At 70.2% G+C, this 13720-nt stretch carries 14 protein-coding genes; 6 read left to right on the top strand and 8 right to left on the bottom strand.

Annotated features, from left to right (window positions below):
- Window positions 1-2 precede the first annotated feature (2 nt).
- Window positions 3-308, bottom strand: a complete 306-nt coding sequence (locus tag H7K45_RS14280; RefSeq protein WP_263996451.1) for a type VII secretion target — start codon at window positions 306-308, stop codon at window positions 3-5.
- Between the two features lie 43 nt (window positions 309-351).
- Window positions 352-1656: a helix-turn-helix domain-containing protein gene (locus tag H7K45_RS14275; protein WP_263996450.1), complete on the bottom strand. Its 1305-nt coding sequence runs from the start codon at window positions 1654-1656 to the stop codon at window positions 352-354.
- Window positions 1657-2056: 400 nt separating this feature from the next.
- Here H7K45_RS14275 and cobT point away from each other — a divergent pair, with 400 nt between their 5' ends.
- The gene (cobT, locus tag H7K45_RS14270) at window positions 2057-3130 is read left to right on the top strand and encodes a nicotinate-nucleotide--dimethylbenzimidazole phosphoribosyltransferase (RefSeq protein WP_263996449.1); all 1074 of its coding nucleotides are present in this window, start codon (window positions 2057-2059) and stop codon (window positions 3128-3130) included.
- Window positions 3127-4635: a precorrin-2 C(20)-methyltransferase gene (locus tag H7K45_RS14265; protein WP_263996448.1), complete on the top strand. Its 1509-nt coding sequence runs from the start codon at window positions 3127-3129 to the stop codon at window positions 4633-4635. Before cobT ends, H7K45_RS14265 begins: the two co-directional genes overlap by 4 nt.
- A 9-nt stretch (window positions 4636-4644) precedes the next feature.
- On the opposite strand, the gene H7K45_RS14260 is transcribed toward H7K45_RS14265, so the two are convergent.
- From H7K45_RS14260 to H7K45_RS14240, 5 genes are read right to left on the bottom strand one after another with little or no spacing between them, the layout of a single operon-like run.
- Complete coding sequence (locus H7K45_RS14260; RefSeq protein ID WP_263996447.1) at window positions 4645-5010, bottom strand: glycerol dehydratase reactivase beta/small subunit family protein; 366 nt, start codon at window positions 5008-5010, stop codon at window positions 4645-4647.
- Complete coding sequence (locus H7K45_RS14255; protein ID WP_263996446.1) at window positions 5003-6874, bottom strand: diol dehydratase reactivase subunit alpha; 1872 nt, start codon at window positions 6872-6874, stop codon at window positions 5003-5005. Before H7K45_RS14255 ends, H7K45_RS14260 begins: the two co-directional genes overlap by 8 nt.
- 7 nt (window positions 6875-6881) lie before the next feature.
- Window positions 6882-7475, bottom strand: coding sequence for a propanediol/glycerol family dehydratase medium subunit (locus H7K45_RS14250; protein ID WP_263996445.1), 594 nt, complete (start codon window positions 7473-7475; stop codon window positions 6882-6884).
- Window positions 7472-9187 (bottom strand): propanediol/glycerol family dehydratase large subunit, encoded by a 1716-nt coding sequence (locus tag H7K45_RS14245; RefSeq protein ID WP_263996444.1) that lies wholly within the window; start codon window positions 9185-9187, stop codon window positions 7472-7474. Before H7K45_RS14245 ends, H7K45_RS14250 begins: the two co-directional genes overlap by 4 nt.
- A gap of 9 nt (window positions 9188-9196) precedes the next feature.
- Window positions 9197-9625: a diol dehydratase small subunit gene (locus tag H7K45_RS14240; RefSeq protein ID WP_263996442.1), complete on the bottom strand. Its 429-nt coding sequence runs from the start codon at window positions 9623-9625 to the stop codon at window positions 9197-9199.
- Between the two features lie 120 nt (window positions 9626-9745).
- On the opposite strand from H7K45_RS14240, the gene H7K45_RS14235 reads away from it, so the two are divergent.
- The 3 genes from H7K45_RS14235 (at window position 9746) to cobA (ending at window position 12348) form a co-directional block, all read left to right on the top strand.
- A complete protein-coding gene (locus H7K45_RS14235; protein ID WP_263996440.1) occupies window positions 9746-10486 on the top strand; it encodes a (2Fe-2S)-binding protein in 741 nt (246 codons plus the stop codon).
- Window positions 10487-10598: 112 nt separating this feature from the next.
- Window positions 10599-11246 carry a response regulator transcription factor gene (locus H7K45_RS31280; protein ID WP_276069885.1) on the top strand — a complete coding sequence of 216 codons (648 nt, stop codon included), beginning with the start codon at window positions 10599-10601 and terminating at the stop codon, window positions 11244-11246.
- Entirely contained in the window at window positions 11215-12348 is a 1134-nt protein-coding gene (cobA, locus tag H7K45_RS14225; RefSeq protein WP_263996439.1) for a uroporphyrinogen-III C-methyltransferase, read from the top strand. The genes H7K45_RS31280 and cobA overlap by 32 nt, the downstream gene beginning before the upstream one ends.
- A gap of 21 nt (window positions 12349-12369) precedes the next feature.
- On the opposite strand, the gene H7K45_RS14220 is transcribed toward cobA, so the two are convergent.
- Window positions 12370-13080 carry an MIP/aquaporin family protein gene (locus H7K45_RS14220; RefSeq protein WP_263996438.1) on the bottom strand — a complete coding sequence of 237 codons (711 nt, stop codon included), beginning with the start codon at window positions 13078-13080 and terminating at the stop codon, window positions 12370-12372.
- A 227-nt stretch (window positions 13081-13307) separates the two neighbouring features.
- Here H7K45_RS14220 and H7K45_RS14215 point away from each other — a divergent pair, with 227 nt between their 5' ends.
- Window positions 13308-13712, top strand: a complete 405-nt coding sequence (locus H7K45_RS14215; protein ID WP_263996437.1) for a GlcG/HbpS family heme-binding protein — start codon at window positions 13308-13310, stop codon at window positions 13710-13712.
- Window positions 13713-13720 lie beyond the last annotated feature (8 nt).

Raw genomic sequence — 13720 nt, 5'->3', positions numbered from 1 at the left:
CGTCAGCCCAGCCGCGCCACGCCGCGCGCGTCGACGTCGACGTAGCGGGCACCGGAGACCCGCAGCGACGCGGCGATCTCGCGCATGGCTCTGGCCCACGCCGCGGTGTGGTCGACGATCTCGTCGACGCCGCGGCGTACCCGGTCCCCGCCGGCCACGTGGTCGCGCCCGGCGACGGCGCCGTCGAAGGCGAGGCGGCTCAGCGCGCCGCGGGTCAACCCGTCGACGGCGTCGGCGATGGCGTCGCAGCGGCTGGCGGCGGCGAGAAGCGCGCCGACGTCGACGCGTGCGGATTCGATGTCTCCCATGACCGTGTAGGACGCGCAGCGCGTCCGTCCGGTTCCCGTGGGGTCAGGCCAGATCCAGGTCGAGCCCCGCGAGGTGGCCGCGGGCGCGGGCCTGCCCGACGGATCCCGGGCCGGCGCCGTCGTGCAGCAGCCGCCAGCCGTCGCGGTCGTCGCGTCCCTCCGGAAGGTCCAGCCACCGCCGCAGTACGGCCAGGTCACCGGTCGCGATGACCGCGGTGCGCAGGCTGGTGCTCAGTTCGGTGCGTAGGCGCGCGATCGCCGGGGACATCGACTGTGGCAGCAAGGCCCCCGGGTAGACGTCGAGCGCGGCGGCGACGCGGCCGGACCGCAGTTCGTCGAACACCTGGGTGACGTCGCTGAGCACCGGCTCGACGAGCCGGTACGGCCGCGAGCCCACCACGACGGGCTTGATGACTCGGCGCAGGCGCGACATCTCCGCCCGGACCGTGACGACGTCGAGATCCTTGTCGTCGAGCATCATCGCGAGGTGGTCGGCGCTGAGGCCTTCGGGGTGCTGGCTGAGCAGCACCAGGATGTCGGCGTGGCGCGGCGTGAGACTCACCGACCGGCGGATCCCGCGTTCGTCGGTCACCTGCCAGCGCGGCCGACCCGCGCCCAGCACCCGGAACCGCGCACCGACCGGGTCGGCCACGGGCGCGCTCGCCGGCTTGGTGAGCCGCAGCAGCGCCAGGTGGTTCTCGACCGCGACGGCGGTGGCGCGCACCAGCGCCAGCGCCTGTGCCGAGGCGACCTCGACCCCGCCGGTCAGGTCGATCGCACCGAGCAAGTCGCCGGTGCCCGGGTCGTGGACGGGTGCCGCGGTGCAACTCCACCGCTGGGCGACCCGGGAGAAGTGCTCGGAGCTGCGGATCTGCAACTCGCGATCCAGGGCGAGCGCGGTACCGGGGGCATTGGTACCGACGCGGCGTTCGCTCCAGTCGGCCCCTGGGACGAAGTTCATCGACTCGGCCCTGCGCAGCGCCTCGGGGTCGCCCTCCACCCAGAGCAGCGTGCCGTCGGCGGCGGTGACGGCCACGACGACACCGGTGTCGCGGGCGTCGTCGACGAGCAGCCGCCGAATCACCGGCAGGGCCGACGCCAGCGGGTGTGCGTCGCGCATCCGCGCCAGGCGCAGCGTGGCGTCGGAGGATTCCGCACCGTCGACGTCGGGGTCGACGCCCTTGGCCAGGCTGCGGCGCCAACTCTCGGCGACGACGGGGCGAATCGAGGTGGAGTCGAGGTAGGTCGCGTCGACTTCCCCGGCGACGAACAGATCGTGGACCGCATGCAACGCCGTCGACGGCGGCCATGACGGCGTCCGGCCGTCCAGCGCCTTCGACGAGACCACCCGTGACCACGCTCCTCGTGCCGGAGAAATTCGCGGTCTGCGAGCCTCGAGGCCACACCGCTCCCGCTCGGGTCCACAGTAGTCCTCCTGCCTGGCTGCGTAGGGAAACTCGTCTCGAACGTGCACGCGCCGCTCGTGTGAGCGCGCGGGTTCCCAGTACGCGTCCAGCCGATCGGCACGGGGGGTGGTTTATCATCGTTTTGCGCTTGGCTTACAGGAATCTGGTGCAAACCCAGAACGGACGCGCCGCTGTGAACACGACTGGTGAAAGCCGGTGTGTGAGTCAGATGTTGGGCCAAGAGCATCCTGAATCGACGGGGTCGCGAAACGCCCCGAAAGGAACCCAGATGACGAAGCACCACGGCTCACCCGCCAAGTCACCGCGCGTACCGGCCCTCTGATGGACTTTCCCGCCGTGCCGGCGCCCGACACCGACGCCGAACACGCCGCCCGGTCCCGCCAGGACAGCCTGACCAAGCCCAAGGGTGCCCTCGGCCGCCTCGAGGAGCTGTCGATCTGGGTGTCGGCCTGCCAGGGCACGTGTCCGCCACGACAGTTCACGCGCGCCCGCATCGTCGTCTTCGCCGGCGACCACGGCGTCGCCAAGGCGGGGGTCTCGGCCTACCCGCCGGAGGTGACCGCCCAGATGGTCGCCAACATCGACGCCGGCGGCGCCGCGGTCAACGTGCTCGCAGGCAATGCCGGGGCCACCGTCCGCGTCGTCGACGTCTCCGTCGACTGCGACGAACCGTGCTCCGAGCAGATCGGCGCGCACAAGGTGCGTCGCGGCAGCGGTGACATCTCGGTCGAGGACGCGATGACCGCCGAGGAGACGATCGCCGCGGTCGAGGCGGGCCGGCGCATCGCCGACGAGGAGGTCGACGCCGGCGCCGATTTGCTGGTCGCGGGCGACATGGGCATCGGCAACACCACGCCGTCGACGGCACTGATCGCGGCGCTGACGAGCAAGGAGCCGGTCGCGCTGATCGGCAGGGGCACCGGCGTGGACGACGCCGGCTGGATGCGCAAGACGGCAGCGGTGCGCGACGCGCTGTACCGCACCCGCGGGCAGACGGCAGATCCCCTTGCGCTGCTTCGCATTTGCGGTGGTGCCGACCTGGCGGCGATGGCGGGGTTCTGCGCTCAAGCCGCCGTCCGACGGACGCCGGTCCTGCTCGACGGCGTCGTGGTGACCGCGGCGGCGCTCGTCGCCGAGCGTTTGGCGCCCGGTGCCAGGCAGTGGTGGCAGGCGGGCCACCGGTCCACCGAACCCGCGCACACCGCCGCGCTGACGCATCTGGGCCTCGATCCCGTCGTCGACCTCGGCATGCGGCTCGGCGAGGGATCCGGTGCCGCGGTGGCACTGCCGCTGGTGCGCGCCGCCGTCGCCATCCTGTCGTCGATGGCCACCTTCGACGAGGCCGCCGTGTCGGATCGCGACGACGCCGACGACCGGTCGGCGGCCAGCACGTGACCGGCTCGCACGGCAAGCTGTGGGCCGTCGGCATTGGGCCCGGCGACAGTGAGCTCGTCACGATCAAGGCCGCCAGGGTCATCGAAGCCGCCGACGTCGTGGCATTCCACTGCGCCCGCCACGGGCGAAGCGTGGCGCTGTCGGTCGCCGAACCGTATCTACGCGACGGCCAGATCCACGAGCGGCTGACCTACCCGGTGACCACCGAGACCACAGACCACCCGGCCGGCTACCGCGGCGCACTCGACGACTTCTACACCAGCGCAAGCGAAGTGCTCGCCGCGCACCTGCGGGCGGGCCGTGACGTCGCACTGCTCGCCGAGGGCGACCCGCTTTTCTACAGCTCCTACATGCACATGCACAAGCGGCTGGCCCACCGGTTCGACACCGAAATCATCCCCGGCGTGACGTCGGTCAGCGCGTCGGCCATGGCCGTCGGCAGTCCGCTGGTGGAGGGCGAGGAGACGCTCACCGTACTGCCCGGCACGATGCCCGCCGACGAACTGGTCCGCCGACTGCGCGACGGTGACGCCGTCTCGATCATGAAGCTGGGCCGCACCTTTCCCAAGGTGCTCGCCGCGTTGGAGACGGCAGGCGTGGCCGACCGCGCCTGGTACGTGGAACGCGCGTCGACGTCGACGCAGCGCGTCATGCCGGTCCGTGACGTCGACCCGGTGACGGTGCCGTACTTCTCGATGGTCGTGGTGCCCGGCCCGCTGAACAATCCGGCGCCTGCACCGAGCGGGCCGACGATGGGCGAGGTCGTGGTCGTCGGTCTCGGGCCCGGCGCCGACCGGTGGACCACTCCGGAGGTGCACGGCGAACTGGCCAGGGCCACCGACGTCGTCGGCTACAAGACGTATCTGGCGCGCATCTCACCGCGACCGGGGCAGCGGCTGCACTCCAGCGACAACCGTGTCGAATCCGAACGCGCATGCATGGCGTTGGATCTGGCGAAGAACGGCGCCCGGGTCGTGGTCGTCAGCTCTGGTGACCCCGGGGTGTTCGCGATGGCCGCCGCCGTGGTCGAGGTCGCCTCCGAACCCGCCTGGAGCGACGTGCCGGTGCGCGTCGTCCCGGGGATGACGGCTGCCAACGCCGTCGCCGCCGCCGTCGGGGCGCCGCTGGGTCACGACTACGCCGTGATCTCGCTGTCGGACCGGTTGAAGAGCTGGGACGTCATCGAACGCCGCCTGCACGCCGCGCTGGACGCCGACCTGGTGATCGCCATCTACAACCCCGGCTCGGAGAGCCGGCGCTGGCAGGTGAGCGCCCTGAGGGACATTCTCGTCCAACGACTTCCGGACGACCGGCCGATCGTCCTCGGCCGTGACGTCGGCGGGCCCGAGGAGCGCGTCGTGGTCACCACGGTGGCCGCCTTCGACCCCGACGTCGTCGACATGCGGACCCTGCTCATCATCGGCTCGTCGACGACGACGGTCGCCGACCGGGCCGCGGGCCGCGCGGTGTTCACCTCGCGGCGTTACGAGACTCCCGCCGGCTGAGCCAGCCGCTCACGAAAGCCGTTCGGCGCGAAGGGGTATGCCGACCACGATGCGGGCGGCGTCGTGTCCGAGGCTGCGCGCGGTCCCCCCGTCCGCGGGCCCGGAGGAGTACAGCTCGGGCAACGGGTCGGGAAGCTTGTCGTGCTGCACGCACACCCGACCGCCGGCGTCGATCCCAACTCCGACGGCCAGCGACGACCGGCCGGCGGCCGTCGTGGCGAGAGTGATCGCGTCGTCGTCGCCGTGGCGTGGGCGCTCCACCACCGACGGCACGCCCTCCTCCTCCATGCCCGCCAGCACCTCGTCCTCCACCGGTCCGGCTGCCACGCTCAGCACCAGGATGGCCGGCCGCTCGGGCTGACCACCCTCACGCACGAGGACCCACCAGCGACGCCACGTAGGACGCGACCAGACCCGAGGCGACCGCGTTCCTCGGCCCCTCGGTGCCGCGCACGTTGCCTGTGCCGCAGACGATTCCGAAGGGGGCGACGGCGGTGGCGATCAACTCCGGAATCTCGAAGTCCAGCGCGCACCCGCCCAGCAGCACCACGAAGCCGATCTGCCGCAGATCCCCACCGGGGGCGATACCGCGCAGCGCCCGAAGCGCATTCACCACGAACACGCGTTCCTTCGCCGTGCGGCGCACCATGCGGATGCGCTCCAGGGAGTGCCTGGTGGGAATCGGGGACATCGCGCCCTCGACCTCGCTCAGCGTGACCACCCGGGCGAAGGCAGTGGCGGGCAACGGCTTCTCGAAGAACTGCACCGTGCCGTTCTCCAGCCGCACGTGAAAGAAGCTCTCCGCCTTGGCCAACGGGCAGCGCTTGATCTCCTCGGCCAGCTCCAGGTTGTCCAGGCCCAACTCGGCGTCGATCAGCTTGGTGACGAGGTCGCCGGCGCCGGCCAGGTGGGTGGCGTCGGTGTGGCCGTCGACGCCGATCACCGCGGCGTCGGTCGACCCGCCGCCAAGGTCGAGCACCACCAGCGGCTTGTCGGTCCCCGGCGTGGTGAGTGCGCCCAGCACCGCCATCTCGGCCTCCACCCCGCCGACGACGACGTCGACCCCCGCGGCACCGGCGTCTCGCAGGTACCCGGCGACGGCGTCGGCGACGGCCTGCATGCCGCTCTCCTTGGTGCGCACCATCGCCGCCAGGGCGACCGCGTTCTCCAGTGCGACCTCACCGGCGACCCCACCGCGAACCTCCTGCGGCACCAGGGTGTCCACCGCCAGCAGGTCCTTGATGCGGACGTCGGCGAGCTCGTGGGCCGACAGGTCGGCCATGCTCTGACGCACGTTGGCGATCATGCCGCCGGTGTTGGTGCCGGCCTCCCCCCCCACGTCGACCAGCGGGCTCACCCGCTCCACCTCGGCCATGATCTCGGCCGCGCCGCGGGACACGTCGACCTTGCCACGCTTGGTGCCGCCCTCGAGGTCCAGTGAGCCCGCGGGGATGGTGCGGTCGGCGACGTCACCCGACGGCGTCCGCACCACCACCGCGGACCGGTTGCCGGTCAGGGCCCGCGCCACGGGCGAGACCACCTTGGTCTGTTGGGAATCCAGGTCGAAGATCGTCGCAAGACCATAGGCGTTGGACAGCGTGCGGATGGACTGACCGGGCCCGGCGACCTCGACGGCGGCGGTCATCCCCCGCGGGACCGCGTCGATGCGCGACACCTCGTCGACGATCGGAATCTTCGCGTTCAGCCGGTTGGCGACCAAGACGGCGTCGTCACCGCACAGAATGGCCCCGGTGATCTCGACGCCGCGGTCGCACGCCGCGTTGATTCTCCGTGCGGCGTCGTCGAAGTCGACGCCGCGCGGCACCACGACGATCGACGGTGACCCCGTCGCCACCTCGTCGAGTGCCTCGAAGTCGACGATGGTGCCGACGCCGAGACCCCGCCCGCCGGGGGTTCGCGGGTCGTGACCGATCATCGTCGACTCGGTGATGATCGTCTCGGTGATGGTCTCCATTGCCAGCCCGCTGATCACCGGTGTCGCCTCGTTCAGCAGGATCAGGTCCAGCTCGGCCAGGCGCACGCCGGCACCCTCGAGCGCCCACGTCACCGCCTTGGCCACCCCGTCGACGTTCTTGGGAGTGCCCTTGACGCCCGTCGTGCGCGTCAACGCCGCCCCCACGTAGGACACCGCACCGTCGGAGTCGATCCTGGCGACGCTCGCCTCGGTGGTCGAGTTGCCGATGTCGACTCCGACGACGGTGCGCACCACCTGCGTCACCCCGCGGTCAGTCGACGGTCGCCGCGGCGAACTCCGGCGCCACCTCGACCGGCTTGACCCCCTTGCGCACCAACTCGGTCTCCTTGAGATGCAGCAGCGCCGCCTTGGCTTGCCAGCGGGGGCGCGCCATTTGGTCGTTCAGCGTCGGAACGGGTTGCGGTGACTCGCCCTTGGCGTACTGGGCGGCGTTCGACCCGATGGAGCGGTAGGTCTCCAACGTCAGCAGCGGGCACTGCGGGAACAGCTCAAGGCTGGAGAGCCGGGGAAGATCGCGCTGGTGGATCATCGACGTGCCACGCCCGAGGATGCCGATGCCGATGCCCGACCCGGACAGCTTGGCGGCGGTGTGAGCCATGTAGGCGAGGTCGGAACTGTTCTGCACGCGGATGATTCGGGCGCTGGCCTCCTGCTCCTCGATACCCGCCAGGATTTGCCGGATCACCTCGGCGTGGGGCAGTCCGACGATGGTCTGGGTGAACAGCCCGCCGAACCCCGGCGAGATGGCGATCACCACCTCGTCGGTCTTCTTGCCCCGCTCGGCGGGTCCGATCTCGGTGAACGACAGCGATCGCGGAGCGTCCTGCGTGGTCGACACGGTCATTCCACCTCCAGTTCGGGATTGGACGCGCTGGTCACGTGTCGCAGGCGTTTCATCTCCTCCCAGCGGGCGCCCGACGGCCGGTACCCCGTCCCGGGGCCCGCGTAGTCGTTGGCGTCGTTGACCGCCGAGAGCACCGCGAGCGACGGCGTCATGATGGCCGAGGTCTGCAACAGGTCACCCGAGATGCGTTGGCGCAGAATGACCAACAGGTTCTCGGCCATGTCGGTGAAGCCCGTCGACTCCAGCGCCTTCACCAGGTCCAGACCCGTGATGTTGCGGTCCATCACCTGCTGGGCGCCCTTGAGGTCCTCGAGCACGTCGCGCGGCAGCAGTTCGCGACTGCCGTTGGCGTAGACCGCGGCGTCGATCTCGGCGTCGGTGATCGGGGGCAGGTCCAGGTATCGGAACACCGCCTGAAGCGCCTTGCCCGCCCTGGTCCGCACGGCGAGGATGTCGGACTCCTTGACGTGGCGAAGCCCGCCGTCGATTTGGAGGTCACGCTGGATGGTGTTGAAGTCGTCGAAGTCGTCGCTGTCCAGATTGGATCCGGCGAACATGTTGTCGTAGTTGGGCACTGCCGAGTAGCCGGAGCACACGAAGTCGGTGCCCGGCATCATCTGCGGCATGAGCCGTGCGGTCCTGCGCATCGCCGAATGCGAGAACGACTGGTCGTTGCCCGAGGCGCATTCGAGGTCGACGGCGGAGGCGATGAGGTTCTCCGCGGCCACCGCACGGATGCCGGCGGGCACCGCACCCGGCACGCCGATGCACGAGATGGAGCCGTTCTGCAGACCCTGGACGCCGGCGCCCTTGGCGATCAGGATGCAGCGAATCTCCAGGTACAGCATGGACTTTCCCTGCGCGTTGCCCATCTGCACCTCCGACCCGGTGCCGGAGGTGAAGCGCATCTTGATGCCGCGGGAGGCGTACGCGGCGGCCAGGAACGCCTTCGACCACGGGGTGTCGTCACCGTCGACGAAGACCGGTTCGGTGCCGTAGACCGAGATGGTCTCGGCGTAGCCGGTGATACCGCGCATGCCGAGGTCGAGCTCGGTGGCCTCCTCCAGCGCGCACTGCGTCAACGGCCCACCCGGGTTGACCTGGCTGCCGATCTGTAGGGCCATGGCGACCAGCGGTGCGTATCGCACGACGCCGAGAGTCGTTTCCACCTCGGCGAATCCGCGGATCGCGGCCTCGGCGGCCTCGCAGGCGACCTGCACGGGGTTGTCCCTGGCGCTGGTGCAGTGCGCCTGGTTCGCCGGCGTGCGCCGCGCACGCATCTTCTGCATGCCCATCATGATTTCCACGATGTTGAGGTTCTTCGCCACGGCCAGCAGCTTGGCCGGGGTCAGCCCTCCGGTGACCGCGACGACCTCCTTGCGGGTGACCCGCGGGTCGACCAGCATCCGGGCGATCTCGTCGGCAGGCAGCGCCATCGACTGCTCGGTGGTCTCGACGTCGAGGGCCTTGTCGGCGATGAACTGGTCGATGAAGTCGAAGTCGGCGCGCGCGACGCCGTCCATCTCCACGATCACGCCGTTCTCGACGCGCACGCTCGGCTCGGGATCGAACGCGCTGTCCATCGCGACCATGCCCACCTCGGGCCATTCCTCGACGAAGCCGTCGAGGTTGACCGGGCGGTCCTCGAGGAGCTCGGTTCGTGCGGAGTGTCGCACGCCGCGTGCCGCGGGGTGAAGTGCCTCAGCCGTCATCGTCGTCTCCTATTCGCTCGTCGCCAGGATGTCGCGCCGCTCGTAGACGTCGGCGGCCTCACGCACCAACTCCGCGAGAAACGTCGCGTCGTACTGCGATTCGAGTTCGGTGGCGATCGCCTCGAGTTCGTCCTTCGTCGACGCGTTGGGGCGCAGCGCGTTGTAGATCTCCAGCACCCGCTCGTCGCTGATGGCCGTCATCTCCGCCGCCCGGTGCAGGTTGGCACCGAGCTGCTTGCGGCCGTCCTTCTCCGCGATCTGCGCCTGTAGACGCAGGGTGTCGGGAGTGATCCGCAGGTCGGTGGCCTGCACGTCACCGGAGACCACGGCGTCCATGGTGATGTCGTCGATGGATCGTCCGGTGGGGGTGAACAGCAGGTCCCGTCGGTGATCGCTCAACGGATAGTCCACCGCGGGGTCCAGATTGGGTTGCGTCATGCAGAGCTCTCCATCAGGTCGAGGCGCGTTCACGTGATGTGTGTCGGTCACGTGCCGCCATTGTGGCTGACGTCACGTTGCAGCAACGTTGCAGCGATTCGACCGGCTAGCTTGGGGACGATGAACGGCACTTCGGCCCCCTACGACGGCGCCGCGATGCTGGCCGCAACGGCGGCACTCGGGGGGTACTTCGCCCTCCCGACGATCGACGACGGCGAGGACCTCGCGACGTTGCTGACCGCCGATGCGGTGCTCGGATTCGTCGAGCGCACCCACGCGGCGATCGCCGCGTCGACCGGCGGCGACCGACGCCAGCTCCCGCTGCGGGTGGCCGCGTCCTCGTTCCAACTCGACCTCGCCGCGCGGCTCCTGTCTCCCGCCGTCGGCGCGGCCACCCTGCACGGCGCGGTGCCCGTCCTCGGCCCGACGTCGGTGCGCTGGGCGTCCACCGAGCACCATGCACCCCGGCTCGGAACGTCCACTCTGGACTGGCTTTCCGCTCCGACACCGAGCCGCGCCGCCAAGTCCATCTCGAACACGTTGCTCACCAACGTGTTCGGCCCGCTCGCCGAGACCCTCCGGGCGACCACGGGGCTCTCTACCCAGATCAGTTGGGGCAATGTCATCTCCGCGACCAACGGGGCGGTGACGGTGATGGCGGCGTCTCGACCCGACCTGGCTCCGGCGGGTCGGGAGTTGGTGCGCGCGCTGCTGGGCACCGGGCCGCTCGCCGGCAGCGGTCACGTCGTGGACGGCCGCTTCGTCCGCCGCAGCTGCTGCCTGTTCTACCAAGCGCCGGGGGCGGGCCTCTGCGGGGACTGCGTCCTCGATGCAACGCAACTGCAACGCACCAGACGTTAGCATTCGCCCGCTGACCGGCAGGACGGAGTCAAGGATGGGTTGGTCTCGACCGCACTACGCACCGAGTCGTCCCGGCACGCGCGACATCGCGGGCGCGCGAACGGTTTTCGTCATGGACGACGAGCTGCTGTTGCACGGACTGGTTCACCTGCTCGGCGAGGTCGACGGCATTCGCGTCGTCGGCGACCTTCGCCACGACGGCGACCTCGTCGAGCGGCTGGCGCGGGCGGCCCCCGAATTGCTGATCGTCGACGCCGGGCACGGACTGCAGTTGGCCGCACTGCGCAGGCACCTCGACCCGGTGCCCAGGATCGTCGTCGTGATGGACGGCGAGGAGTCACCCGGTCACGCGCTGGACCTCGTACGGGCCGGTGCCGACGCACTCGTCGACCGCCGGTCACCGTCGGTCGAGGTACTCAGTGCCGTTGCCCGGGTCCTGGACGGGCAGACCGCGCTCGACCCGCACAGCGCCTCCACCCTCGTCGACGAACTGCGCGCCCAGGCCACGCCTGCCGAGCACGACTCCGCGGGCCTGCTCACCCGTCGCGAAAAGGAGGTGCTGGCCCTGTTGACCGAGGGATTGGACAACCGCGCGATCGCCACCGACCTGTTCATCTCCGAGGCCACGGTCAAGTTCCACCTGCACAACATCATGGACAAATTCGGCGTGCACAAACGGGCGGCGTTGGTCTCGGCGGCGTTGCGAGGCCGGGCACGGGGAGGCGTCGGTGGCCATCGGCCCGCAGCACGCACCCGCTGACCCGACACCGACGATCTCGCTCGACCTGCCCGTCGCAGGCCGGGCGGTGACCGTCGCAGGGGCGACGAGCCGGGCGATGGCCGCCACCGACGCGCTCCTCGCGGCCGGCGCCGTCGTCACGGTCGTGTGCCCCAATCCCCCTGCGCACCTGCGTGACCTCGCCGAACACGGCCGGCTCAGCCTGCACCGCCGCGGGTTCGCCGCCTCCGACCTCGCCCGGGCCGCACTGGTACTCGCCCACACCGGCGACGCCGCGACCGACGCCGCGATCGCCGCCGCCGCCCGTCGGCGCGACGTGTTCTGCGTGGTGGATCGCCCCCGGCCGCCGGCTTCCCCCACCGGACGCGTCATCCTGGTCGGCGGCGGCCCCGGGGACCCCGGGCTGCTGACCGTCGCCGGTCGCGACGCGATCGAAGGGGCCGACGTCGTCGTCACCGACCGGCTGGCGCCGATCTCGGCCCTGGCCGAGCTCGCCCCGCACGCAATCGTCGTCGACGCCGCGAAGTTCCCCGGCGGGCGACGGATGGAGCAGCACGACATCAACGCACACCTGATCCGGCATGCACTCGCCGGTCGAACGGTGGTGCGCCTCAAAGGCGGTGACGGATTCGTCTTCGGCCGTGGTGGCGAGGAGATCGACGAATGCGTGCGGGCCGGCATCACCGTCGACGTGATTCCCGGGGTCAGTTCGGCGATCGCGGCGCCCGCGTCGGCTGGAATTCCCGTCACCCACCGCGGCCTGACGCAGGGCTTCACGGTGGTGTCCGGTCACGTCCCGCCCGACCATCCCGACTCGGCGGTGAACTACGCCGCGCTGGCGCGCACCAACACGACGATCGTCCTGATGATGGCCGTGGCCAACCTCGACGCGATCGCCCGCGCGCTGGTCGACGGCGGCCTGAGCGCCACCACCCCGGCCGCGGTGATCGCCGACGGCAGCATGTCCAGTCAGCGCGAGGTCCGCGCGACTCTCGGCACCATCGCCGACGCCGCCCGGCGCGCCAAGGTGGGGCCGCCGGCGACGACCGTCATCGGGGCGGTGGCCGGCTTCGTGGCCGGCCGGATGGCCCGGCAACGGACCGCCGAACTCCACGTCGGCTGACCCCGCCAACCCCTCACGCGGCTACATCACCAGCAGGCCCAAACCAGCGGCCAGGGCCGCGCCAAGCAGCGGGCCGAACACCGGCACCCAGGAATAACTCCAATCGGGACCGGCCTTGCCCTTGATCGGCAGGAACCAGTACGCGATTCGGGGGCCGAGATCGCGAGCTGGGTTGACGGCGTAGCCCGTCGGCCCGCCGAGTCCGAAGCCGATCGTGATGATGACGAACGTGACGGCGCCGTAGCTCAGCGCCCCGTTGGCTTGCGGATTGGTCAGGATGAAGAAGACCAGCACGAAGGTGGCGATCACCTCGGTGGCCATGTTCCACGGCAGACCCTTCACGAACGGCGTGGTGCAGAAGATGCCGCGGGTACCCGAGTTGTCGTCCATGTTGTCGAATTGAAGTTTGAACGCCGCCCAACACAGGGATGCTCCCGCGATGCCGCCGAGCATCTGCGCCGCCCAGTAGACGGGCAGCGTCGACCACGGGATGCCACCCGAAATCGCCACGGCCAGAGACACTGCCGGGTTGATGTGGGCGCCGGACGGGGCGGCGATGCTGGCCCCGGCGAAGACGCCGAACCCCCAGCCAAGCACGATGATGATCCAATCACCACCGGTGCCGTGGGAGTACGAGTTCTTCAGTACCACCGCGGCCACCGAGCCGTTGCCCAGCAGGCACAGGATCGTGGTGCCCAAGAATTCCCACATGAACACGTCAACGTTGGACACCGACTACGACCTCTCCGAAGTGTCCCTTCAGTATTTTCGGATGCGCACCGCGGTTGGCGGCTTTCACGAGCGTCCCGCCCGACTACTGATCCGACGGACAGTCTTTGGTTAGTCTTCGCGCGCCGGAACGGCCGAACGCCGACGAACGAGCATGACACGCCTGTACGGTCGACCATGCGTCCGGCCGACCAAAGGCGTTGCCGCATCGATGATTAGAAAGGCCACCCATGAGTGCCATCACCTTGCCCGTCGCCACCACCGTCGTGGAGGCCGCCGTCGAGAAGGCGCGCGAGATCGGTCAGCCGATGAACATCGCCGTCGTCGACGACGGCGGGCACCTGGTCGCGTTCGCCCGCATGGACGGCGCCATCAAGGCCAGCGTCGACATCTCGATCCGCAAGGCGCGCACGTCGATCCTGATGAACGCGCCCACCAGCGCCCTGACGCCGCTGGTGCAACCGGGCGCCGAACTCTACGGTCTGGAGCAGCTCAGCGGCGGCCTGGTCATCTTCGGCGGCGGCATCCTGCTGACCGATGGGGACCACGTCATCGGCGCCATCGGCGTCAGCGCGGGCAGCGTCGAGCAGGACGTGTCCGTCGCCGAGGCAGGCGTGGCCGTACTCGGCTCGTGAGGGCCGGT

This window comes from Mycobacterium yunnanensis, assembly GCF_025823185.1.
GTDB classification, from domain to species: domain Bacteria; phylum Actinomycetota; class Actinomycetes; order Mycobacteriales; family Mycobacteriaceae; genus Mycobacterium; species Mycobacterium yunnanensis.
The sequence above is the reverse complement of the archived record's forward strand: the minus strand, read 5'-3'. Positions and strand labels throughout refer to the sequence as shown.

Excerpts from the sequence above, each read along its gene's own strand:
- H7K45_RS14280 (WP_263996451.1), bottom strand. The coding sequence starts at position 308 with ATGGGAGACATCGAATCCGCACGCGTCGACGTCGGCGCGCTTCTCGCC.
- cobT (WP_263996449.1), top strand. The coding sequence starts at position 2,057 with ATGGACTTTCCCGCCGTGCCGGCGCCCGACACCGACGCCGAACACGCC.
- H7K45_RS14250 (WP_263996445.1), bottom strand. The coding sequence starts at position 7,475 with ATGACCGTGTCGACCACGCAGGACGCTCCGCGATCGCTGTCGTTCACC.
- H7K45_RS14245 (WP_263996444.1), bottom strand. The coding sequence starts at position 9,187 with ATGACGGCTGAGGCACTTCACCCCGCGGCACGCGGCGTGCGACACTCC.
- H7K45_RS14240 (WP_263996442.1), bottom strand. The coding sequence starts at position 9,625 with ATGACGCAACCCAATCTGGACCCCGCGGTGGACTATCCGTTGAGCGAT.
- H7K45_RS14235 (WP_263996440.1), top strand. The coding sequence starts at position 9,746 with ATGAACGGCACTTCGGCCCCCTACGACGGCGCCGCGATGCTGGCCGCA.
- H7K45_RS31280 (WP_276069885.1), top strand. The coding sequence starts at position 10,599 with ATGGACGACGAGCTGCTGTTGCACGGACTGGTTCACCTGCTCGGCGAG.
- H7K45_RS14215 (WP_263996437.1), top strand. The coding sequence starts at position 13,308 with ATGAGTGCCATCACCTTGCCCGTCGCCACCACCGTCGTGGAGGCCGCC.